The sequence below is a fragment of the Amycolatopsis sp. lyj-112 genome (assembly GCF_046549055.1).
Lineage (GTDB): Bacteria > Actinomycetota > Actinomycetes > Mycobacteriales > Pseudonocardiaceae > Amycolatopsis.
In genome coordinates this window covers 70,979-94,153 of the sequence record NZ_JAJPWS010000018.1, presented here as the reverse complement: position 1 = coordinate 94,153, position 23,175 = coordinate 70,979, and the positions used below count along the sequence as shown (strand labels likewise).

Genomic DNA, 23,175 nt, shown 5'->3' with positions numbered 1-23,175 from the left:
TCGGCACGACAGGTCCGGTCACGGCCGAGATCGGCGGATTCTGTCGGTGCCCGGTCTCAGGCTGAGGCGGTGCGAAGAGGGGAATGGGCTCAGCACCCGCTGCTGACAGGAATCGACGGACCGGCCGTGGTCGGGGTCAAGTCGCTCGAAGCCATGGGCGTGCCCAGGCGAACGATCTGGCGCCGGTGCGAGCCCGGCGGCGTCTGGCGGATGCCGCTGCCCGGTGTGGTGCTGCTCAGGAACGGTGAGCCGACCGCTGAGCAGCGTATCCAAGCGGCGCTTCTCCACGCTCGCGAAGGATCGATGCTGACCGGGGTGCTCGCGCTCGACCGGTACGGATTGAGAAATCTTCCGGTTCCCGGTGATGTGCATGTGCTCGTGCCCGCCGAGCGGTCGATCGCCAGTACCGGGTTCGTCCACATCGAACGGACCCGGCGCTTGCCGTCACCTCGGATCAGGGCGGGTATCCCGACCGCTCCGGTGCCGCGAGCGGTGATCGACGCGGCACGCCGGACGCCGGATGGGGAGGCGATCTCGGCGATGATGGCCGAGGCCGTCCAGAGGCGCTACTGCCTCCCGTGCGCTTTGGCCGAGGAGCTCGATCAGCGGAACCGGGCAGAGGACGCGGCGCTGTTCTCGACGCTCGTCCCGATTCTGGGCGGCGCCCAGTCGGTCGCCGAGGTGGACGGGTGGCATCTCTGGCAGCGTTCGGGATTACCGGCATGTCAGTGGAACGTGCGGATCTTCGACGCTGACGGCAGGTACATCGCGACACCCGACGGCTGGTGCGACGAAGTCGGTTTCGCCTGGGAAATCGATTCCTGCGGCTTCCACGCTTCACAGGAGGCCTTCCGTGCCACGCTCGCACGAAACGCCCGCTACGCGGCGGCCGGGATCGTCGTCCTTCAGACGTTGCCGTCCCGGCTCAGATCCGAACCGGACGCGGTCTTGACCGAGCTCTTCGCGGCGCACGAAGCCGCGCAGCGACGTCCGCGACCCGATGTGCACATCCGGTGACGTCTCAGCCCGACCTGTGCCGTCGCGTCCGCAGTTCCAGTACGGCCCCCGACAACGCGAGCGCCCCCACGCAACAAGCCGCCACCGTCACCACTTGCGTGGCCGAAGAGTGCAGCCAAGTCGTCACCAGGACCGTCTCGACGACCACGGTCGCCCACATCAGCACGGTCACCCGCCGGTCGCCGGCGGCGAGGCGCGAGAACAGCAGGATCTGCACCAGCGCGAGCATCGAGCCGGCGAGGGCGAAGGGCCAGACCGGCATGGTGCTGGCGGCGTAGCCGGGGCCGCCGATGATCGAGAGCAGCCGTGGCCCGAAGCCGACGGCCACCAAAAGGACGACGGCGTCGAGGCCGGCGCAGACGGCCAGGGCGGCGGGGAGGATGCGGCGCCGGTCGTCGCCGTTCGCGAAGCGGGGGAGGACCAGGACGCCGACGGCCTGGGGCAGCCAGTAGGCGATCTTCGTGACGATCGCGCCCAGCGCGTACTCGCCTGCTTCGTTGGCGGGCAGGGTGTGGCGGGCCAGAACGAGGTCGAGGTTCACCAGCAGGACGAGCGCCAGCATCGCCTGGGCCGCGTGCAGGACCTCGCGAGCCTGCCTGCCCGCTTTGCGCGGTCGCAGCCGTCCGCAGAGGAGCCAGCCGCAGAACACGACCAGGTACGAGCCGATCGCGGTCCCGGTCAGCGCGCCGGTGGCGTCGCCGCCGACGGCGAGCCCGATCAGCGACCCGCCGACTTTGCCGACGCCTTCGAGCGAGATGAGCCCGGCCAGCAGGGCGAACCGGCCGCCGCCCTGGAGCAGGCCGTGGAAGAGGCCGAGCAGGGTCAGCGGCCCGAGGGTGATCACGAGGAGGAGGGCGGGCACGAACGAATCGAGGTGCAGCACGAAGACCAGCAGCGGCATCAGGATCAGGCCGACGGTCGTCACGATCGCGCTCGTGGTCAGCCCGAGCGCCAGCAATGTCCCGGCGTCCTGCGGTTCCTTGGCCGAACGCTTCCTGGCGACGCGGAGCGCGACCACGGTCTGCAGGCCCATCGCGGGCACGACGCCGATCACCAGCACCGCCAGCAGCGAACTCAGCTCACCGAACGCGCTCGGCACGAGCAGGCGCGCGGCGACGAGGCTCAGCGCGTAGGCACCGGCGTTGTTCCCGGCCAGCGCGAGCGACACGAGGATCGCCGCGACACGCTTGTCGGTTCCTGTCTGATCGGCCTCGACGTCTACGCTCAAAGACGCTCCAATACCGGGGATTACCAGCGAGTAATCGAGCGACCATAACCGCGACCGAGGCGGAAAGGGAAGGCCATTGGGCGCACGTGACGGGCCGCTGAGCGAACGCCTCATCCTGGCCGCGGTTTCGGCCGGGCTGGCTCTGCTGGTGTTCCTGCCCGTGCTCGGACGCGGATTCGTCCTGAGCTACGACATGGTGTTCGCGCCGCGTCAGTCCCTGGTCCCGGACGCGCTGGGCCTCGGTTCCGCCTTGCCTCGTTCGGTTCCCGCCGACGCGGTCATCGCGCTCGCGACCGCGGTCGTTCCCGGCGACGTCGTCCAGAAATTCGTTCTCCTGCTCTCGCTTTTCCTCGCGGCCTACGGTGCGGCACGGCTGGTCCCGACGGAGCACCTCGGCACGCGGATGGTCGCCGCCACCGGCTACGCGTGGACGGCGTATTTCGCGGAGCGGTTGTTCATCGGGCATTGGCCGCTCCTGCTCACCTACGCCTGCCTGCCGTGGATCGTGCGCGCGGCGCTTTCCCTGCGTGAGAGCGAGCCGAAGGCGCTCGCGAGACTGGTGCTCGCCTGCGCGCCCGCGGTACTCACCCCGCCGGGTGGGGTACTGGCCGCGCTCACCGCGATCGTGCTGGCGGGACCGCGAAAACTCGGCCGTACGATCGGTATCGCCGTGGTCCTCAACCTGCCGTGGCTCGTGCCGACGCTCCTGCACCCCGGCGGTTCGCTGTCCGACCCCGGCGGGGTGGCCGCGTTCAGTGCCCGGGCGGAAAGCTGGGGGCCGGCGATCCTGAGCGTCCTCGGGCTGGGCGGCATCTGGAACGGCGACGTCGTTCCCGGCAGCCGTGGTGCGCCGATGGCCCCCTTGCTGATTCTCGTCACCCTGGGCGTGGCGCTGGCCGGGCTCCGTCCGCTGGCCCGGCGATGGGGGACACCACCGGCGAGAGCGTTGCTGGTGCTGGGAGTTCTCGGCGTCGTGCTCGCCGCACTGGCGACCTTGCCGTTCGGCGAACCCGTGCTGTCGTGGGCGATGGAGCACATCCCGGGCGCGGGATTGCTGCGGGACGCCCAGAAATGGGTCGCCTGGTGGGCCTTGCCGGTCGCGCTCGGATTCGCGCTCGCGATCGAAGCGGCGGCCTCCCGGCTGCGCACCGAGGCGGCACGCATCGCGCTCGTCGTGGCCGCCGCGCTCTTTCCCTTGCTCACCATGCCCGATCTCGCCTGGGGAGGCTGGGGGCGCATCGAGGCCGTGAGCTACCCGGAAGACTGGAACGCGGTGCATCGGGTGCTCGCCGAAGACGACCGGCCGGGCGACGTCGTCGCGCTGCCGCTGTCCACGTTCCGGAGTTTCGCTTGGAACGACCATCGCACCCAACTGGATCCGGCACCGCGGGCCTTGCCGGAAACCGTCCTCATCGACGACATCCTGCGTGTCGGAGGCGAGGAGGTCACCGGCGAAGATTCCAGAATGGACCGTGTCCGTGCCGCGACGTCGCCGGGTGACCTGGCGGCGGCGGGAATCGGCTGGGTCCTGGTCGAACACGAGACGCCCGGGTTCGTCGATCCGCGGTTGCTGACCGGCACGGAACGGGTGTGGTCCGGTGACTGGCTCACGCTTTACCGCACTCCGGGTGAACCCGCCGTGACCGAGACGGCATCACCGATCCCTGTGGTGCTGGCAAACGGAGTAGCGCTGATGTCGATCTCCGCCGCACTGTTGTGCCTTAAGTTACCGGTGCGTACATTGAGCCGACGCAGGAATTCCCTGTCTCGGGAGGAGTAGGTCTTGGGCACGCTCATCGGTACGGTCGCCGCCGTCATCATCGGGCTCGCAACGGCCGCAGGGGGGAGTTACGCGTTGACGAGCTCCGCCGATCCGGACGCCGCACCCCAGGTGCAGGCGAAGATCAAGGAGCAGTTCAACCCGAACACCCGCCCGGACCACGTCATCTACGGCAACCGCTGACCGATGTCGCAGTTCGCCTCCGACCACGCGCATCGCGTCGTCGGGCTTTACGGCGACCCCACCGTTTCCTGGAGCATTCTCCTGGAAGCGGGCCTGTCTTCGGTGCTGACGCCGGAAAAAGCGCGGATGCGGCTGGCCGTGGCCACCGAGGAGCGACCCTGGCTCGGCGCCGCGCCCGACGTCGAAGCCGTTCCCGGAAAAGAACTTCCGGCGACACGTGACCGCTTCGCCGAGGCGCCGTACGAACGGGGTGCGCCGCTGATCCGGGTCGCGGTCGGCACGGACGAACCCGTCGTGCTGATCGCCGCCCATCACGGCGCGCTCGACGGCCTCGGCCTGCTCGCCGTGCTCGGAATCGTGCTGGACGTCCCGATCTCTTCGGCCGCCAAGGGAATCGGCGCCCGCACGACGGATCGCTCCTTTCTCGCATCAGCCTTTCTCAGGCTCGCTGAGGCGCTTTTCGCCCCGCCCGCACGGATTACCCCGAAACGAGCCGAAAGTGGCCCAGGAGACGTCTTCGGGGCCAGGAACATCCCTCGGTCGAGGCTCGGTTCGCCGGCTTTCGCCGCGGCGGCCGCCACTTTGACCGAGACGTGGAATGCCAGGCACGGCAAGAGAACCGCGAGGGTGGTGGCCGCGGTCGGTGCGTCCTGGCGTGGTGGCGCGGCGCCGGAACCCGAGCACGACAGCGCGTTCTTCAGGTTGCGGCTCGGCCGGAATCCGGTGGCGGCCGACGTGCGCGCGATGCTGGCGGCCCAGCCGCCGGAACCCGATTTTCCCGCACGCAGCAGCAAGATCGCCCGCCTGGGCACTCGCCTGCTGGCGAGCAGGCTCGGCTCGACCTACCTCGTTTCGAACCTCGGCATCGTTTCCGCGGCGGACGCGGTCACCTCGATCGCGTTCCATCCCGCCGCCAGCGGCCGGTCAGGAGTGGCGTTCGGCGCGGCGACCGTCGGGGATACGAGCACCGTCACCGTGCGCGCTCGCCGCAAGGACTTCGACGACGCCGCCACTGCCGCACTGGCCGACGGGATCGTGGAAGCGTTGCGGCGTCAGGACCCTGGGATGGGGGATGGCCACCCCGGCCACGTCGCGCACCAGTGATTCGAAGCTGTTCACACTGTGTTCCCAGTCGAACAGGCCTGACCAGGTGACGCCGGCCTGGCCCATCTCGTTCCGGCGTGACCGGTCGGCGAGCAGGCTTTCGACCTGAGCGGTGAAATCGTCGAAGTCGTCGGCCAGCAGGCCGGTCTTTCCCTCCACAATGGATTCCGCCACCCCGCCGGCGGCCCGGTAGGCCACCGACGGCACGCCGTGCGCGGCGGCCTCCATGATGACGATTCCCCAGCCCTCCTTGACCGACGGGCACAGGTGCAGCCAGGACCGTTCCAGGATCCGGTGTTTCTCGTTCTCGTCCACCCAGCCGTGCAACCGGACACGGTCTTCCACGCCGCGATCCCGGGCGTGCCGGCGCAGCACCTCTTCCCACGGGCCCTGGCCGACCACTTCGAGCCGCAGGGTCGGCCACCGCCGCTGCAGTGCCGCGACGACGTCGATCGCGTGCTCGATCCGCTTGTGCGGAACCAGCCTGCTGACGGCGACGAGCGTCGGCTCGGTCTCCCGGCCCGTTCCGGTGCGCGGTGGCGTGTCCAAACCGTTGGGCACCACGGTGATCCGGGACCTTTCGATCCCCAGACCGGCGAGTTCGCCCTTGGTGATCTCGGAAACCGTGACGTAGCGGCAGTGCCGGAACAGCCACGGCGCCAGGCGGGATTCGATCCACCAGCCGATCCGGCCGCCGGTCTCGCCGAGCGCGCTGATCCACTGTTCGCGGTGGACGTGGTGCACCAGCACGAGAACCGGGCACCCGGCGACGAGGCGGGCGAAGAACGGCATCCCGTTCTGGACGTCGACCACGAGGTCGGCGTGCGCCTTCCGGATCGCCCGCAGGGCGTGGAGGTAGACGCCGAACTTGTTGCCACGGCGGCGATAGCGGACTCCGTCGCGCCATTCCCCGGCGTTCGCGCCCGGATAGGCCGCGCACTGGATTTCGACCCGGTACCCGGCCTTGGCGAGACCTTCGGCCATCCGCTCGACGTACCGCTCCGAACCGCCGCCTTCGGGGTGCCCGGTGTCGCGCCAGTTGACGAGCAGCACACGTGGCCTTTCCATCGTGGTTCTCCCAACCTGGTGCGACAATGCTAGGTTACCGGTGCGTACACGGTAGATGAATCATTCTCGGAAAGCGATGGTTCGATGGTAGGTAATCGGTCGGTTACTTTTTCAGCGGCACATTCGAACTCGCCGCATCGAGCCAACCTGCGCAGATCGGTGACGCTGTTCCGGACGTTTCTCACCGAGCAGACCGATCCCGACGGCTTCTACTCCGTGCTGGCGGCCGACTCGGTGCGGCAAGTGGCCCAGCACACTCCGTTGGACGGCCGAACCATCGTCGACGTCGGAGGCGGCCCCGGCTATTTCTCCGACGCGTTCCGGGCCGCCGGTGCCACCTACCTCGGCATAGATCCCGACGTCGGCGAGCTGACCGCGCGCGGCGAGGCCGGCGACAACATGGTGCGCGGCAGTGGGACGAAACTGCCGGTGCGCACCGGGTCCGTGGACATCTGCTATTCGTCGAACGTCCTCGAACACGTTTCCGAACCCGAAGTGATGCTCGCCGAGATGTGCCGGGTGACGAAACCAGGGGGAACCGTTTTCGCGTCGTTCACGCCCTGGTATTCACCGTGGGGCGGACACGAGACCGCGCCGTGGCATTTCCTGGGCGGAGATTATGCCCGGCGGCGCTTCCTGGAAAAGACCGGCAAGGAACCGAAGAACAAATTCGGCGAAAGTCTTTTCGCCTTCTCGGTCGGCGCGGCCATCCGGTGGGGGAAGGCCACGCCGCTCGCCGATCTTCAGGAGGTCTACCCGCGCTATCACCCTTCCTGGGCCATGTGGATCGTGCGGGTTCCCGGCGTCCGGGAAATCGCGTCGTGGAACCTGGTGATGGTGTTGCGCAAACGCTAGGTCAGTGCCGTGACGACACGGGGCGGCGGCTGTGCGCCGCTCCGGTCGGCGGCGTCGGCTCGGCGCGGCGCTTCACCAGCAGGAAGACACCGAGCGCGAGGAAGGCCGCGCCGACGATGCCGAACACGATCGGCCCGGTGCTGCCGATGAAGTCCAGCTTCCCCTTGTTGTCGCCGACCTGCTTGACCATGGCGTCGATGGTCGGGTCGTCGAAGACCAGCGTGCCGTCGAAGACCACGGTGGGGGTGGGGTTCGCGGCCGAGCGCAGTTCCTGGTGGGACCGCTGCTCCTGCTTGACCTGGATCCCGGTCACCGGCTCGATCCAGCTCGTGACGGTGCCGTTGTAGAACTGCCCGGCCTCCACGGAATCCCCGGTGGCGCCGATGAGCGAGCCCGGCACCTTCTTCGTCGAGATCTTCGTGTCGGGGATCTCCTGCACGAACTTGTAGACCTCGACGCCCTCGAGGTCCTCGACACCCTTGAACCGGGCCTGGACGGCGCGGCCGGTGTTGTCGTCGTAGACCTGGTAGTCCTTCTGCTCGGTGCCGAAGGGGAACTTGAAGTTCAGGCCGGGCTGCGGCTTGTACTCCTGGACCTCCTTGGGCTTCTCGCCTTCCTTGGCGGGCTTCTCTTCCAGCCTGGTGACGAAGCTGCTCTTGTCGGTGCACTTCGCTTCCTGGTCACCGCCCGGCGGCACGTAGCCCTCCGCGGTCCGGCGGTCGAAGCAGACCTGCCGTTTGCTGGCGCTGACGATGGTGTTGTCCTTCGTGTCGGCGACCGAGACGGCCAGCAGCCATACGGCGACGTCCGTGCCCTCCTGCATCTCCGGGGGCGCGAAGTTCGCCACCACGTGGGCGGTCGCCTTCAGCTGGGCGTTCTCGCGGATCTCCGTGACCGTCTTCCCGTCGACCGTCGTCACCGCGAGGACCTTGGACGCGGTCCCCACGAGGGTCGACGTCGAATCCTGGTTCAGTGGGACTTTGGCGAGTTCGGGCTTGACATAGGTCGGCAGCAACACCGCTGCCGCGATGGCGAAGACGCCCAAGGCCAACAAGATCAGGCTAAACGCACGTCGCAACGGTCCTCCTGGTGAGACCACGAAACATCCAGATTACCCATCGGTAATCAGTCGCCAGATAGTGTCTCGCCGACTTGGCAGCGTCAAAGGTGTGACCGGTGGTCACAGGTACCCGATGGGACCGGAAGGCGGTATGTATGCCGCCATTCGGCGCAATCAGCCAAACATGTTTGTTCCCGGGAACAACGTGAGCCGGACCACCATCGGACGACCATCCGGAGAGCCGAGAGGAACTCAGTGCCGCAGGACTCTGCCGCTCAACGCGCGCTGGACATCGGCGCGTATTCGGATTCCATCGCCGATGTCGAGCTGCGCGACGCCGTCGCAGACGTGGCCGCGTTGCTTTCGTTGCACGGCAACGTGATCCGAGACCTCGACGCCAGGAGATCACGGTGGCGCCCGGGGCGGCGGTCCCCGCATCCGGACATCGTCCTGTCAGCCGCCGGCCGTCGTCCACAGTGGACACGCTCGGCGAATCCCGAGGTGACCCTGCCGGTCGGCACCACCTCGCGTGGCCGCATGCTCGCGGTCCGGCTCACCGCGCGGCCCGGCCTCGGGCACACGCTGCTGGACCTGGCCCGCATCATCGACGCCGACATGGCGCCGGACCAGCGGTCCTAGACCGCGTCGTCCGCCAGCCGGACCGCTTCCAGCGCGACGTAGAGTTCGCCGACGTCGACCGGGTCGGAGAGGTCGCGTTTGGTGAGTTCCTGCACCCGCCGCAGCCGGTACCGGACGGTGTTCGGGTGGACGAACAGCCTGTCCGCGGCTTCCTTCGCCGAGCCGTGCCCGGCGAACCACGCGACCAGCGTGTCGAGCAGGACCTGCCGTTCGGCGCGGGGCAGGACCAGGATCCCGGTGAGCACCGAGCGCACGACGTCCCGGGACATCGCGGGGGCGCTCGCGACGAGCGTGGTGACGGGCGAATCGCCGAAGACCGCCACGCCGGCGGCGCCGGTGGCCAGCGACCGGCGCGCGATCCGCGCGCGGTGCACGGCGTCCGGGGCTTCGAGGAACCCGTTGAACGGCCTGCTCATCCCCACTGTCAGCGGCAGGGTGGTCAGGACGTCGCGCAGTCGCCGGATGTCCTCGACCCGGTCGATCGCGACCAGCCCGACCTCGGCGCCCGGCCGCCAGACCGACTTCCAGCGCCTGGCGCGCAGCAGGGCCTCGACGCCGCTCTGCTCGCCGGGCTGGACGGCTTCGGTGACGACGGCGACGTACGTGCCGGCCGCCGGGAGATCAAGTTCCCTCGCCGCGTTCTCGAGTCCGGCCTGGCTGGAGAACCGGCCCTCCAGCAACCCGTCCAGCAGGGCGAGTTTTTCGTGGGAAAGCTCCGCGGCGACCTCGTTGTAAGCCCTGGCCAGCGCGTCGGAGTAGAGGTCGATCGTGCGCCAGACGCCCGCGTTGATCTCCACCGTGCGCGCCGGGTTGATGAACCCCGGGCCCGCCAGTTCCAGCAGGCGTTCGTAGACGAAGATCCCGCCGATCCGGAACGCCCGGAGCACGGACGGCAGCGGGATACCCTGGCGGGCCTGCGCCAATCCGGTCTTGCGGGCCGCGTCGAGGGAGAGGCCCCGGCCCTCGACGAGCGCGGTCAGCGCTCGTTGGAGATTCGCCTGGCAGACCTGGCGGAGTTCCTCCGGCGACGTGCTGTCCACCTGGTGGTAGAACGCGTCCTCGTTGCTCAGCAACTGTGCCAACCGGTCACTGAACTCGGGTAATCGGGTGAGCATCGCCTGCATGAGCTCGCGCTGCTCCCGAGGTACCGGAGTAGCGAGAGCCTCAGTGCCCATCCGCCAACTGTAACCCGCCGGGGCGGGCACTTTTTATCACGATGCGACGAAAGGGCGCTTTCCGATGCTGAGCGCGTCTGACAACCCCCGCCCGCCGCCGGACGGGGACCCGTCCGTCCGGCGGCGTCGCGTGGTCAGTGGTTGATCTTGAACCACGGCTGCGACCAGCCGAGGTAGGTCATGCCCCACTTGCTCTTGATCTCCGAGATCGTGGTCTCGGTGTAGGAGCCGGCGCCGTGGATGTCGTTCGACAGGAACTTGCCGCCGCCGATCGAGATCATCGTGTGCCCGGTGCCGCCGTTGCTGAAGAAGGCGAGCCCGCCCGAGGGGACCTGGGTGTCGCCCGGGTGCTTGTACGAGCCGGGGATCTGGGTCCAGTGGACGTAGGCCGTGGCCGAGCCGCTCGCGGACCAGCCGTAGGCCCACGCGTTGATCCGGTCGCACCAGCGGTAGTAGTCCGGGTTGTTGTTGGTGTGCACGTGCGCCTTGGCCCAGGCGACGGCGTCGGCGCAGGACTTCGGGTTACCGGTGCCGGAGGTGGAGCAGGAAAGGGTGCTTCCGGCGCAGTCCGGGGCGACCCGGCCGTCCGAACCGGTGTAGACGTAGGCGTCGCTGACGTAGCCGCCCTTGGCCGGCACGTAGTCCCAGATGTCGGTGGTGCCGTATTTCCCGGTCACCGTCGAGCCGTTCACCTGGCAGGAGATCGTGACGGCGGTGCCGCTCGCGACCGTGCCGACCGAGCCCGCGCCGGTGTTCGGGCTCGCCCGGACGGTCACCGCGACACCGGAGTCGGTGTTCACCGTGCCCGACGCCGCCAGCGCTTCGCCCGCGCCGCCCAGCATGATGGCCCCGGCCAGCGCGATGGTGCCCATGGCGCCTCTGGCGATCCTCGACCGGATCTTCATGTTCGTCCTCCACTGGTCATCCCCGGATGTGGCGGACAGCATGCGGCACCTTCGTACATGTGGCGTACAAAGGCAGGAGAGTCCGAAGTGGACGGTTCTATGCCGGGACAAGCTCCGGTACGGCGACTTTCCCGGTGTCCGGGACATCGGCCGCGTACCGGGCATTCCGCTCGGTGAGCAGGATGCGCAGCCTCGCCAGCGCCCGGAACTGGGCCACGCGGACCGCGCCGGCGCTCGGCAGGCCCAGCCGTTCGGCCGTCTCCTCCGCCGAAAGGCCGAACACGAAGCGGAACGCGAGTACCTCTCGATGCGGCGCCGACAGTTTGGCCAGCAGCAACCCGGCCTGCATCCGGTGCTCCAGCCGTTCGATCTCGTCCGGCCCGCGGCGGGCCCAGAGGGTCAGGCTGTCGGCGATGTCGGGGAGGGAGGCGACGGGTTCGCGGGCGCGGCGCCGGTAGAGGTCGGCGATCTTGTGCCCGGCGATGCCGAACACGAACGCGAGGAACCGGTCCGGGCGGTACCGGTAACGGGGAAGCGCGATCAGGACGGCCTGCAGCACCTCCTGTGTGCAGTCTTCGGCGCCGCACGCGCCCGTTTCGGTGCCGCCGATCTTGCTGGCGCAGTAACGGAAAACGTGCGGGGAAAGGAAAAGGACCAGTTCCCGGACCGCCTCCGGGTCACCGGCGACGGCCGCGCGGACCAGCCTGCTGTCGGGGTTGGGCAACCGGCCCGCCGTCGCGGTGGCACGGGAGTCCGCGGGGACCGTCGATGGCGCTACCTCATCCAAGTCTTCACTCCCGGTTCGGGTGGTCCCAATCACGTAACGGATCCACGGGTTGTCACGGATCTGCGCCCGTCATCGGGGACTTGGACTTCGTGCGCGGTGATTCAGCTTGCCGTGCCGCGCAAGGGATGTCCACACGTTCGGGAGGAAGTCATCCGAACCGCGCAATGTCTACTGTGGACGTTCGGGCGTCGCACCTTTCAGACAGGAAAGGATCGGGGGATAGGACGTTTCGTCGGCCGAGAGGAGATCCGAGGTCCAGACGAGGCAGTGCGCGAGCACCCGGAGCCGTTGCCCCAGATCGGTGTTGTCGCAGGCCTCGCCGATCTGGTCGGCGCAGGCGTCCCGGTCGTCACGGATGTTCGCCGCGATGGCGCGGGCGAGCGCCCGCACCCGGGGGTCGAGCCGGTCGGTTCGCACGGTCTTGCCCGCGTCGTCCCGCAGCCGCAGCGTGAACGGCTCCTGGATCTTCAGCGAACGGCGACGGTCCTTGGTCGCCAGGGAAAAGGTATCGACCAGCCGTCCGACGATATCGTCGAACGGCGGGCCGTGATGGGTGGTCGACGCGGTGGACACCAGTACGGTGGCGAGCCGATCGGCCTGTCCCGACTTGGTGAGCGACAGCAGATCGCGGACAATGACGTTCGCCGGTCTTCGGCTGGGCCTCATAGCTACTGCCTCTACCCGGCCACGGTCCGGCTAAACATGATCAACCCTCGGATTGGGGCACTTGGGGGTAGGCGTTGTGCCGTTCGGCCGTCTCAAGGGGGAGATCGGACGGCCGGCGCGCGAGCAGGTCCCGCAGCACTTTGACCACGTCGGCGGGTGATTCCTCCGCCATGAAGTGGCCCGAGGTGACCGTCCGGTGGTCCAGATCCGCCGCCCACGGCCGCCACCGCGCGACGGCGTCGAAGCCGAGCGCCGCGCCCCAGTCCTGCTGGAGCACGGTGACCGGCATCCCGAGCCGGGTGCCGGCTTCCCGGTCCACGGTGTCGTGCTCGACGTCGACGCCTGCCGACGCCCGGTAGTCGGCGACGATCGAGGTCACGGCGTTCCGCGATGCCTCCAGGTAAGCGGCTCGGACGTCGGCCGGCATCGCGTCACCGCGCTGCGTCCAGGCGTCGAGGAAGTGGCCGAAGAAGGCGTCCGGAGCGGCGCTGATCAGCGTTTCGGGCAGGCCGGGCGGCTGCGCCATCAGGTAGAGGTGGAAGCCCACGGCGGCGGTGGTGCCGTGCAGGACGTCCCACATGTCCAGGGTCGGCAGCACGTCCAGGATGGCGAGGTGGCCGACCCGGTCCGGGTGGTCGAGGCCGGCGCGCAGGGCGACCAGCGCGCCCCGGTCGTGCCCGGCGAGGGCGAACCGGTCATGGCCGAACGCCTGGGCGACGGCGACGACGTCGGCCGCCATCGAACGTTTGGAGTAGGTCTCGCCGGTGTCGGCGGGCTTATCGCTTTCGCCGTATCCTCGCAGGTCAGGGCAGATGACGGTGTGGTCGGCGGCCAGGTCCGCGGCCACGTGCCGCCACATCAGGTGGGTCTGCGGGAAGCCGTGCAGCAGGACGATCGGGCTGCCGGAACCGGCGACGGCCACGCTGAGCGCCACCTCACCCGACACGGGCACTCGCTGGTAGTCGAATCCGGGGATACGCATGAGGAACCTTTCTGGTCGGTCACGGCTCCTTGCCGTGTCGTCAGCCTCCCCAGGACGAATCAGCACCCGGTCAGCGACGAACGAGCGGGCCGGGCACGATGATCGCTGTCGGTGATCGAGGGAGGTGGCGATGCGGTTCGGGGTACTCGGCCCGCTCGTGGCCGAGGACACACGAGGCGAGGTCGGGCTCAAGGGGCCGCGCCACCGGGCGGTGCTGGCCCGGTTGCTCGTCGCGCGCGGCCGGGTCGTGCCGGTGGAACACCTGGTCGACGACCTGTGGGAGCGTCCGCCCGAGGGCGCCGTCGGCGCCGTCCAGACCTTCGTCGGCGCACTGCGCCGGGCCCTGGAACCCGGCCGCGCGCCCCGCGAACCGTCGCGGCTGCTGGTCACGGTCGCCCGCGGCTACGCCCTGCGCGCGGAATCCGTCGACGCCTGGCGGTTCGAGGACGCGGTGGCCGCGTGCCGGGAGCTGATCGACACTCACCGCCCGGACGTCGCACTGTCGAGAGTGGACGAAGCGCTCGATCTGTGGCGTGGTCCCGCGTATGCCGAGTTCGCCGGAGAGGGCTGGGCGCGTGGGGAGATCTCCCGGCTCGACGAACTCCGCCTGCTCGCCCAGGAACTGCGGGCCGAATGCCTGCTCGCGTTGGGCCGGGCTTCGGAGGCGGTGCCGCATCTGGAGACCCGGGTGCGCGAACACCCCTTACGAGAGAACGGTTCCCGGCTGCTGGCGCTGGCCCTCTACCGGTCCGGCCGCCAGGGTGACGCGTTGGCGGTGCTTCGTCGCGCACGCCAGATCCTCGCCGACGACCTCGGCATCGACCCGGGCGCGGGTCTTCGTGAGCTGGAAGCCGACATCCTCGCGCAGGCGCCCGCACTGGCCGCGTTGCCGATCGTGAAGCCGGTGGAGCGGCCGCTGGTCGGCCGCGACGCGGAACTGGACAGGCTGGCCGAAGCCGCCGCCGCGACCGTCTCTTGTGGACGGTCCAGTCTCGTGCTGATCCCGGGCGACGCCGGGGTGGGGAAGACGGCGCTGGCGGAGACGTTCACCGCCCGGCTCGCCGCGCGGGGCTGGACCACGGCCTGGGGGAACAATCCCGACGACGAGGGACTGCCGCCCGCCTGGGCCTGGAACCGGATTCTGACCGCGCTGGCCGATGCCGGTCACGGCCCGGCCCAGTTCGCCGGCCCGGCAGGCGAAGATCCCGTGACCGCCCGCTGGCAATGGCATCGCGCGGTCACGTCCTATCTCGCGGGTGCCACGCCTCTTCTGCTGGTGCTGGACGACCTGCACTGGGCGGGCGAAGAAACCTTGGCACTGCTGACATCGGTCCTCGCCGAGCCGGGAAGCGGGTCGTTGCTGATCCTCGCGACCTACCGCGGCACCGATCTGCCCGCGCCGCTGGCGGCCTTCCTCGGCCGCGCCGCCCGTGGAGAGCCGGTGCGGCTCTATCTCGGCGGCCTGCCCCAGGCGGCGGTGGCCGATCTGGTCCGCGTCACGACAGGCGACGACGTCGACGAGAGGACGGCGGAGGTGATCCACCGGCGCAGCGGCGGGAACGCGTTCTTCGTCCGCGAACTCGCCCGGCTGCTGGCCGTCGAGGGCAGGGACGCGCTCGACTCGGTGCCGCCGGGTGTCCGTGACGTCGTCCGGCACCGGCTGCACGGGCTGCCGGACGACGCTCAGGCCGTCCTGCGCCGGGCCGCGGTGATCGGCACCGACGTCGACCTCGCCCTGCTGGAAGCGCTCGAGGGTGATACCGCGCTCGACGCGCTCGAAACCGCCGCACAGCGCGGATTTCTGACCGAATCGGCGCCGAACCGGTTCCGGTTCGCCCACGCTCTGGTACGGGACACGCTCTACCACGACCTTTCCCGCACTCGCCGGGCCCGCGAGCACGGCAAGATCGCCGAGGCGCTGGAACGCCTGCGCCCGGACGACGTCGAGGGCCTGGCGCACCATTTCGTGTTGTCCGGAGCGCATTTCGACCAGGCCGCGCGATACGCCCGTGCCGCGGCCGAACGAGCGGAAAGCCGTTTCGCGTTCACGGAAGCCGCCCGGCTCTGGGAAGCCGCGCTCGCCGCGTACGGCGAATCCGGAGCGGCTGACATACGGGAGCGGCTGGAGCTGATCATGGGGCTGGCGCGCGCGTCGGCCGTGTCCGGGAGTCTCGGCCAGGCTCGCCGTCATCGGGCGGAAGCGGTGGAACTGGCGGAGAAAGCCGACGATCCGTTGCTGACGGCGCGGGTGATCGGCGCGTTCGACGTCCCCGCGATCTGGACCGAGAGCGACGACGCCGAACTCGCCGCCCGGATCGCGAACATCGTCGAACGGACCCTCGCCTCGCTACCCGTCGAGCGGGAGGCCGAGCGTTGCCGTCTGCTGGCCACCCTCGCTGTAGAACTGCGGAACGCGGGCGGACAGCGGGCACGGGACGCGGCGGCGGAAGCCGAAGTGCTCGCCCGCAGCCTCGGAGACCCTGGCCTGCTGGCGTTCGCGCTCAACGCCGGATTCCTGCAGTCCTTCGAACGCGCCGGGCTCGCGCCGCGGCGAGCCGAGATCGGCGCCGAACTGGTCGAACTCGCCGCGCGCCACCGGCTGGTGACGTTCGAAGTGCTCGGGCACCTGGTCCTCATGCAGGCCCACAGCGCACTGGCGGATTTCGCCGCCGCGGACCGGCACGCCGTCTCGGCGGACGAACTGGGCGAGGAATCCGGTCTCCCGCTCGTCGGCGTGTTCACCCAGTGGTACCGCGCGATGCGCGCCGCGATGACCGGCCAGGGCGGGGTGGCCGCCTACCGGGCCGCGGCGGCAAGGCTCGCCGGGACGGCGATGCCCGGGGTGGACAAAGGAATCCTCGACCTCGCCCTGCTCTGCGACCGGATCCAGCGAGGCCTGCCACCCGAAGCGGAAGTGCCGTCGATCCCGGACCCGCCCCGTGACCTGCTCTTCGAAGCCCGCGCCTGCCTGCACGCCGTCGTCGCCCTCGAACTCGGTGACCGGCCGGCGATGGAACGCCTCTACACCGAACTCCTGCCCGCCGCCGGAGAGATCGCCGGTGCGGGAAGCGGCATGCTCACCCTCCGCCCGGTCGCGCACCATCTCGGCGACCTCGCCACCGCCCTCGGCCGCCCCGAAGCCACCGGGCATTACCGGCGGGCGCACGCCATCGCGCTGCGAGCGGGTTCACCGCACTGGGCGGCCGCCGCCCTGGAATCTCAGCGCTAGCGGCTCACTTTTCGCGCATCGAGCGGCGGATCTCGGCCAGCTTGTCCTTGGCGGCCGCGTCCCGGTCGGCGATCTTCTTGTCCAGGGAGGCGACGTCTTCCTTGCCGCCGATCCCGGCGAGTTCGGTCGAGCCGATAGAGGTGGTGTAGCGCTGCTCGATCCGGTCGCGCACGTGATCGAACGAAGGCACCCCGCCCTCGCTGTAATCCGGTTCCGGGACCTCGACGGGTGCCGTAGCGGGCTCTTCGACGATCTCGGCGTCGATCACTTCCTGCTGCTTCTCCGGGCTGTTCTCACTCATCGTCGTCTCCTACCAGGGTGCTGCTTCGGTCATCAACCCGAGCATGCCCGAAACCAGGCGCATCTGGTCGACCGTGCGAATGTCGGCTTCCACCAGTCGCGGCGAGCAGACCACGACGGCGAGCGCCTGCGCCCGCGAGAGTGCCACGTTGAGGCGGTTGCGGGAGAGCAGGAAGTCCAGCCCGCGCGGCAGATCCACCGCCGAAGACGACGTCATGGTGGTGATCACGACCGGAGCCTCCTGCCCCTGGAACCGGTCGACCGTGCCCACCCGGACCCCGGGATACCCGGCCTGTTCCAGGGCGCGGGCGACGACCCGGGCCTGCAGGTTGTACGGCGCCACGACCAGGATGTCCTCGTCGTCGATCGGCCTGGGCTCGGCTGAGTCGGTCGAAGAGTGGTCGGTCCAGGAGCGGCCGTGGAGGTCGGCCACGATCGAAGTGACGGCCTCGGCCTCCTCGACCGAACGCGTCGTGTTGCCGTGGTGGTCGACTTCGGCCAGGTACAGGCCCGCCTTGATGCCGTCGATGGCGCGCTCGGCCGTCGTCGGATGCGAGTGCAGGCGGCCCGCGTAGGACAGCCGCGAGACCGGCGCGCAGACGGCCGGGTGCATCCGGCGGGTCTCGTCGAGGAAGTAGCCGAGTTCGGCGGGCATGATGTCGGCCTCGCCGATCAGATGCCCCAGCGCCGAGGCCTCGGCGCCGGCCGGATGGGTGCCCTGCACGACCTGCGGCAATTGCTGCGGATCGCCCAGCAGCAGGAGGTTCTTGGCGCACATCGACACCGCGAGCGCGTCGGCGAGGGCGAACTGCCCGGCCTCGTCGATGATCAGCAGGTCGAACGGCTCTTCGCGGACCGCGGCGTTCGCGAACGTCCACGCGGTCCCGCCGACCAGATGTCCGGTGTCGTGCTCCTCGCGCCATTTCACCAGCGCGGGATTGGTCTTCGGCTGCTCCCAGGGCGCGGCCGGATCCGGCGTCCTCTTGGCACGTTTGGCGCACGGCAGGTCCGGCGCGTTCTTCAGCGCGGCCGAGAGCACGTTCTCCACGGCCTTGTGGCTGGTCGACGTGACCGCGACGGTCTTCCCCGCGCGCACGAGACGGGCGATCAGCCTGCCCGCCAGGTAGGTCTTGCCCGCTCCCGGCGGCCCTTGGACGGCCAGCGTGGACCCGTCGAGCACCTCGACGGCGTCGATCACGGTGCGCACCAGATCCGGCCCCGGTTCGGGCAGCGCCTGGTCGTCGCGCAGCCGGGGAGTCGTGCGCCGGAGCAGGTCGACGCCGGGATGCGCGGGCAGCGACGGCAACGCGTCCACCACGAGCCGGGCGAGATCCGCGACCGCGTCGTCCTTGGGGGAAGGCCGCACCGGGCTCCCGGGCAGGACCGCGACCGGGCGGTCGGAGGTGGTCGCGTCGGGCGCGCTGCTCTCTTCGAGCGTCAGTTCGACGGCGGAGGCGGAGACGACCTTGGCGTCCCGCGCGGCGGCGCCGTAACGCAGGCGGACGTCGTCGCCGGGGGCGAAGGGATGCGGCCGGTCCGGGTCGCAGCGCAGCTGAAGCGTGCGCTTGGCCTTGCGGACCCGGCCCGAGGGCGGCACCCATTCCCCGGCCTCCATGGCCACCGGGACGGTGCAGGAGTTGTCGGTCTCCAGATCGCCGAGCGGGGCGGCGAGCTGGCGGAAGTACTCCCACCACGCCGGATTCGTCTCCCGGCGGTGGTAACCGACCGACGCGGCCAGCAGCGCGCGGGCGCGATCCTCGGCGGTGAACTCGGCCGGATCGTCGGGCAGCCCGTCCAGCAGCGGATCGACCAGCGCGGCCAGCTGCGCGGCGCGCTCGGCGCGCTTCTGAGCCGCGACGTCCTCTTCGGTCTCGCGGAGCAGAGCGTCCACATCGGACTCTTCCGGCGGTGTGGCGAGCTCGATTTCCGCCTCCGCGCGGACCTTGTGGAGGAACTCGAACAGCCGCAGCGTGGAGACGCAGTCGTATTCGTTGTAGTCGCTGATCCCGCGCAGGATTTCGTCCGCGCGTCCGGTCTCGCCGGAAGCGGTCAGCGTCAGGTATTCCTCGTAGGCCTCGATACTCGAAACCGCCGTCTTCACGTCGCCGTCGCGGGCCTCGGGCATGTAGAGCGGTTCGAGGTACTTGATGGAGTAGGACCGCTGCGACACGCGAAGTGCCTTACGCACCACGCCGTACAGGTCCACCAGTCCGCCGCTGCGCAGGAGCTGGTCGACGGCGTCTTCGCGGGTTCCGTGCACGGCCGCGAGCCGCTTGATCGCGGTGACCTCGTAGGGGGCGTAGTGGTAGACGTGCGAACCGGGGTGCTCCGCGAGCCGCGCGGTGGCGAAGTCGACGAACTCCTCGAAGGCGCGCTTCTCCTGCGTCCGGTTGTGCGCCCAGAACGGCGTGAACAGCGTGCTGTCCTCGGCCGTCACCGCGCCGAAGAGGTATTCGAGTCCCTCGCCGGCCAGGGCGTACGGATCGCCTTCCATGTCGAAGAAGACGTCGCCGGGCGCGGACGGCGGCAGTGCGGCCAGCGCGTCCGGATCGATGATCTCGTAGGCGATTTCGCCGGTGGCGTCCTGGCGGACCTGGATCGCGGCCTGGGCGCGCAAGGTGGTGAACGACGTCGTCGAGATGTCGCGCGGCCGGTCCTCCGGAGCCGAGGCCGCGAGTGCGTCGATGGTGCCGAGACCGGCCGCGACGAGCTTGCGCCGCTGGTCACCGCGCATCCCGGCCACCAGCGAGAGGTCGCGATCCGCCTCCCGGGCGTTCGCGCAGTGCTGGGCGAAGGAGCAGCCGCCACAGGCGGGCCGTTCGTCGGCCCACAGCGGGACCGGCAGCGTGGGCGGCCGGTTCCGTACACGGGCGCTGAGCCGGTTCACCAGCGGGAGGAAGTCGTCGACCTGGAACGAACGGGTGCTGTGGTCGCCGAGCAGCAGGTGCATCCGCGGTCCGGCGGGCCAGCCCGCGCGGCGCAGCGCGTCGGCGTACGCGGTCAGCTGGACCACGGCGGCGGGCTTCGCATGCCTGGCCAGCTTCGTGTCGTACACCTCGTAGCGGCCTTCTTCGTCCCGCATCAGGAAGTCGGCCCGGCCGGAGAACTCGCCGTCGTGGAAGACCGCCTGATAGATCACCGGTGCACCGGCACGCAGTGCCTCTTCGGTGGCTTTCGCGGCGACGACCGGGTCGCGCTCGTCGATCTCGACGACGGCACTCCGCTCGCCGCGCAGCTTGTCCAGCGTCGCGGCCTCGTGCGCGCGCCCATGCGTGACCGCGAGCTGATCCGGCCCGGATCCCGGCCGCGGCGCCCCCGGCAGATCGGCGGCGAACGCCTGCTTGAGGATGCTGCGGTGCTCGCATTCGAGCAGGTCGGCGAGATCGGACGGGGTGTACATCGCCCGGAAGTCTGACATGGACTCCCGGGCGTGCCGCCCGACACGCCGGAGTCAGCCGGAGGTGTGGTCGAACTTCAGGTGTGAGGTGATCCGGTAGCGGTCGCCCCGGTAGATCGAGCGGGTGTATTCGATGACCCGGCCCCCGGTGTCCCGCGTGGTGCGCTCGAACAGCAGCGCGGGGGAGTACTGGGGCACTCCGAGCAGGACGGCTTCGTCGGCGTCGGTGACGGTCGGTTCGGTGATCTGCACCGCCGTGGCCGGCACGACTTCGTACCGCGTGCGGAGCAGCTCGTAGAACGAGCCGGACTCGAAGTCGCCACGCGCGATGTCCGGCACGAGGTCCTGGGGAACGAGGATCCGCTCGATCGCCATCGGCGCCTCTTCGACGATGCGGACGCGGGTGACGGCCACCAGCGGGCGACTGGGGGAGACCTCGAGCCGTTTGCCGAGCCGGGCGCCCGCCGGGATGGTGTGGAAGTCGACGACGCGGCTGGTCCAGTGGCCTTCGGCGGGCGGGGCGAACTGATCGCTGCCGCTGGCGGGCAAGAGGTCTTGGGAGATCTTGCGGGGGGCGGTGAACGTGCCGCGGCCGTGTTCGCGCACGAGCAGGCCGTCGTGCGCGAGTTCGTCCATCGCGGCCCGCAGCGTGGGGCGCGAGACGCCCAGTTCCGTGCTCAGCGCGCGTTCCGAAGGCAGGACCTCGCCCGCTTGCCGTTGCTCGATGAGCTCGCGCAGCCGTTCCTTGACCTCCGTGCGCCGCATGATCGCAGCTTACCCAGTGGTCGGTGGAAATTGGCTGGTGGACAACTTGTCTAGACCTATTGACTTTACCACTTCCGGGCGAGACCTTGTTAGGGATTGACCACTGGTAAACCCTTGGATCCCCACCGAGAGGAACCGTGATGTCGAACTCCAGGAAGTTCCGTCTCACCGCGGCCGCCGTCGCCACCGTGTCGGCCGCGGCCGCCGTGGTGCTGGCCGGCACCGGAAGCGGCGCGGCGGCCGTCGGCGGCTCCGCCGCGTGCGGTGCGCTGTTCGACGACTTCCACTACGCCTCGCACACCGACGGGCTCCTCTCCCAGCACGGCTGGCAGGTGCGGTCCGGCGGCGGCGGTCCAGGTGTGCCGGGTGCGCGGTGGGCGCCCGAAGGCATCACGTTCCCGACGTCCGGCGGCGACAAGGTGCTGCAACTCGCCGCCACCACCAATGGCTCGGCCGCGGGCACCACCCAGACCGAGATCATGCAGCCGGACCGGCGGTTCTTCGAAGGGACCTACGCGGCGCGGATCCGGTTCACCGACGCGCCGGCGTCCGGCCCCGACGGCGACCGGATCAACCAGACCTTCTTCACCATCAGCCCGTTGCGCTACAACAACGACCCGATCTACAGCGAGCTGGACTTCTCGGAGTACCTGCCCAACGGTGGTTGGGGCGAGGCGGGCCCGGTGAACTTCCAGACCAGCTGGCACACCTACACGCCGGATCCCTGGTACGCCGAGAACAAGAGCAACAGCCAGCGCCGCAGCATCGACGGCTGGCACTCGGTGGTCGCGACCGTGTCCGGCGGGCACATCCGGTACTACATCGACGGCGCGCTGGTGGCCGACCACGACCGCAGCGGTCCGTTCGACGTCTACCCGCGGCAGGACATGTCCCTCAACTTCAACCAGTGGTTCATCGACCTGACCCAGCACAGCAGCGGCACCAGCACTTACCTGGAGCAGGCGGACTGGGTCTACTACGCGAAGAACCAGGTCCTGACGCCGGAAGCCGCGGTCGCGCAGGCCGCGTCATACCGGTCGTCGGGCGTGCGGTACATCGACGGCACCGGGAACTGCTGACCCGGTCGCGCCGCCTCCTTCCCCCGGGACGTTAGATAGGACCGGGGTTCTGCGTGAGGTGGAGGAGCGCGGTGGACGAGCGGGATCGGCTGGCGGTGCGGTTCGAGGAGCACCGGACGAGGCTGCGTGCGGTGGCGTACCGGATGCTGGGTTCGGCGAGTGAAGCCGAAGACGCGGTCCAGGACACGTGGCTACGGCTCAGCCGGAGCGACGCGGACGAGATCGAGAACCTCGGCGGCTGGCTGACCACGGTGGTGGCGCGGGTCTGCCTGAACGTGCTGCGCTCGCGCGACCACCGGCGGGAGGAACCACTCGAAGCACAGTCGTCCGAGCCGGCCGTCGGCTCCGACGCCGACCCCGCGCGGGCGGCGGAACTGGCCGACTCGGTCGGGCTGGCGATGCTCGTGGTGCTGGAAACGCTGGCGCCCGCCGAGCGGCTCGCGTTCGTCCTGCACGACATGTTCGCCGTGCCCTTCGACGAGATCGCCCCGCTGATCGACCGCACCCCGGCCGCCGCGCGGCAACTCGCGAGCCGCGCGCGGCGCCGGGTACAGGGCCGCCCCCTGGCGGCGGAACCGGATCTCGCCCGGCGGCGCCAGGTCGTCGACGCCTATCTCGCCGCCGCCCGGGGCGGGGACTTCGAGGCGCTCCTCGGACTGCTGCACCCCGACGTCGTGCTTCGCGCCGACAAGGCGGCAGGTCCCTCGCGCGCGCCGATCTTCCTGCAGGGCGCTTCGGTCGTGGCACGGGGGGCGGCGGCGGCTTCGGTGCGGGCGCAGGTCACCCGGCTCGCGCTGGTGAACGGCGGCATCGGTCTCGTGATGGCCGACGAAGGACGGCCGTCGGTGGTCCTCACGTTCACGTTCGAGGGCGGGACGATCACCGAGATCGACGTCGTCGCGGACCCGGAACGGTTGCGGGCGCTGGACTTGGCGATGGTGGAGGAGTGAGATCAA

General features: G+C 69.8%; 19 protein-coding genes. 8 read left to right on the top strand and 11 right to left on the bottom strand.

Going from position 1 to position 23,175, the window contains the following annotated elements:
* Nucleotides 1-69: 69 nt before the first annotated feature.
* Entirely contained in the window at nt 70-1,017 is a 948-nt protein-coding gene (locus tag ACLJRL_RS36930) for a hypothetical protein (protein ID WP_410661028.1), read from the top strand.
* Nucleotides 1,018-1,021: 4 nt separating this feature from the next.
* Here ACLJRL_RS36930 and ACLJRL_RS36925 read toward each other — a convergent pair whose 3' ends face one another.
* A complete protein-coding gene (locus ACLJRL_RS36925) occupies nt 1,022-2,245 on the bottom strand; it encodes a lipopolysaccharide biosynthesis protein (protein WP_410661027.1) in 1,224 nt (407 codons plus the stop codon).
* Between the two features lie 76 nt (nt 2,246-2,321).
* Here ACLJRL_RS36925 and ACLJRL_RS36920 point away from each other — a divergent pair, with 76 nt between their 5' ends.
* Complete coding sequence (locus ACLJRL_RS36920) at nt 2,322-4,025, top strand: hypothetical protein (protein WP_410661026.1); 1,704 nt, start codon at nt 2,322-2,324, stop codon at nt 4,023-4,025.
* Between the two features lie 3 nt (nt 4,026-4,028).
* Entirely contained in the window at nt 4,029-4,208 is a 180-nt protein-coding gene (locus tag ACLJRL_RS36915; RefSeq protein ID WP_410661025.1) for a hypothetical protein, read from the top strand.
* A 924-nt stretch (nt 4,209-5,132) separates the two neighbouring features.
* Here the strand turns inward: ACLJRL_RS36915 and ACLJRL_RS36910 are convergent.
* Entirely contained in the window at nt 5,133-6,365 is a 1,233-nt protein-coding gene (locus tag ACLJRL_RS36910; protein WP_410661082.1) for a glycosyltransferase family 4 protein, read from the bottom strand.
* Nucleotides 6,366-6,539: 174 nt separating this feature from the next.
* Between ACLJRL_RS36910 and ACLJRL_RS36905 the strand changes: the two genes are divergently transcribed.
* Nucleotides 6,540-7,235, top strand: a complete 696-nt coding sequence (locus ACLJRL_RS36905) for a methyltransferase domain-containing protein (RefSeq protein ID WP_410661024.1) — start codon at nt 6,540-6,542, stop codon at nt 7,233-7,235.
* Between the two features lies 1 nt (nt 7,236).
* Here ACLJRL_RS36905 and ACLJRL_RS36900 read toward each other — a convergent pair whose 3' ends face one another.
* The gene (locus tag ACLJRL_RS36900; protein ID WP_410661023.1) at nt 7,237-8,334 is read right to left on the bottom strand and encodes a DUF3068 domain-containing protein; all 1,098 of its coding nucleotides are present in this window, start codon (nt 8,332-8,334) and stop codon (nt 7,237-7,239) included.
* 216 nt (nt 8,335-8,550) lie between these two features.
* Between ACLJRL_RS36900 and ACLJRL_RS36895 the strand changes: the two genes are divergently transcribed.
* Nucleotides 8,551-8,934, top strand: a complete 384-nt coding sequence (locus ACLJRL_RS36895) for a hypothetical protein (RefSeq protein ID WP_410661022.1) — start codon at nt 8,551-8,553, stop codon at nt 8,932-8,934.
* Here the strand turns inward: ACLJRL_RS36895 and ACLJRL_RS36890 are convergent.
* From ACLJRL_RS36890 to ACLJRL_RS36870, 5 genes are all read right to left on the bottom strand, one after another.
* The gene (locus ACLJRL_RS36890; RefSeq protein ID WP_410661021.1) at nt 8,931-10,109 is read right to left on the bottom strand and encodes a PucR family transcriptional regulator; all 1,179 of its coding nucleotides are present in this window, start codon (nt 10,107-10,109) and stop codon (nt 8,931-8,933) included. The two genes, ACLJRL_RS36895 and ACLJRL_RS36890, sit on opposite strands and share 4 nt — an antisense overlap.
* A gap of 134 nt (nt 10,110-10,243) precedes the next feature.
* Nucleotides 10,244-11,014, bottom strand: coding sequence for a hypothetical protein (locus ACLJRL_RS36885; protein ID WP_410661020.1), 771 nt, complete (start codon nt 11,012-11,014; stop codon nt 10,244-10,246).
* Between the two features lie 97 nt (nt 11,015-11,111).
* The gene (locus tag ACLJRL_RS36880; protein ID WP_410661019.1) at nt 11,112-11,801 is read right to left on the bottom strand and encodes a sigma-70 family RNA polymerase sigma factor; all 690 of its coding nucleotides are present in this window, start codon (nt 11,799-11,801) and stop codon (nt 11,112-11,114) included.
* A 168-nt stretch (nt 11,802-11,969) separates the two neighbouring features.
* On the bottom strand, nt 11,970-12,467 hold the full coding sequence (locus ACLJRL_RS36875; RefSeq protein WP_410661018.1) for a hypothetical protein: 498 nt from the start codon (nt 12,465-12,467) through the stop codon (nt 11,970-11,972).
* 40 nt (nt 12,468-12,507) lie between these two features.
* Nucleotides 12,508-13,449: an alpha/beta fold hydrolase gene (locus tag ACLJRL_RS36870; RefSeq protein ID WP_410661017.1), complete on the bottom strand. Its 942-nt coding sequence runs from the start codon at nt 13,447-13,449 to the stop codon at nt 12,508-12,510.
* A gap of 130 nt (nt 13,450-13,579) precedes the next feature.
* Here ACLJRL_RS36870 and ACLJRL_RS36865 point away from each other — a divergent pair, with 130 nt between their 5' ends.
* Entirely contained in the window at nt 13,580-16,678 is a 3,099-nt protein-coding gene (locus tag ACLJRL_RS36865) for a BTAD domain-containing putative transcriptional regulator (RefSeq protein WP_410661016.1), read from the top strand.
* A gap of 4 nt (nt 16,679-16,682) precedes the next feature.
* On the opposite strand, the gene ACLJRL_RS36860 is transcribed toward ACLJRL_RS36865, so the two are convergent.
* Genes ACLJRL_RS36860 through ACLJRL_RS36850 form a run of 3 tightly spaced genes read right to left on the bottom strand, consistent with a single transcriptional unit; the run spans nt 16,683 to nt 21,140 of the window.
* The gene (locus tag ACLJRL_RS36860; protein ID WP_410661015.1) at nt 16,683-16,979 is read right to left on the bottom strand and encodes a hypothetical protein; all 297 of its coding nucleotides are present in this window, start codon (nt 16,977-16,979) and stop codon (nt 16,683-16,685) included.
* Nucleotides 16,980-16,988: 9 nt separating this feature from the next.
* Entirely contained in the window at nt 16,989-20,378 is a 3,390-nt protein-coding gene (locus ACLJRL_RS36855; RefSeq protein ID WP_410661081.1) for a TM0106 family RecB-like putative nuclease, read from the bottom strand.
* Between the two features lie 51 nt (nt 20,379-20,429).
* Nucleotides 20,430-21,140, bottom strand: a complete 711-nt coding sequence (locus tag ACLJRL_RS36850; protein WP_410661014.1) for a GntR family transcriptional regulator — start codon at nt 21,138-21,140, stop codon at nt 20,430-20,432.
* Between the two features lie 140 nt (nt 21,141-21,280).
* Between ACLJRL_RS36850 and ACLJRL_RS36845 the strand changes: the two genes are divergently transcribed.
* Complete coding sequence (locus ACLJRL_RS36845) at nt 21,281-22,219, top strand: glycoside hydrolase family 16 protein (protein WP_410661013.1); 939 nt, start codon at nt 21,281-21,283, stop codon at nt 22,217-22,219.
* A 71-nt stretch (nt 22,220-22,290) separates the two neighbouring features.
* Nucleotides 22,291-23,169, top strand: coding sequence for a sigma-70 family RNA polymerase sigma factor (locus tag ACLJRL_RS36840; RefSeq protein WP_410661012.1), 879 nt, complete (start codon nt 22,291-22,293; stop codon nt 23,167-23,169).
* The last annotated feature ends 6 nt before the right edge of the window (nt 23,170-23,175 follow it).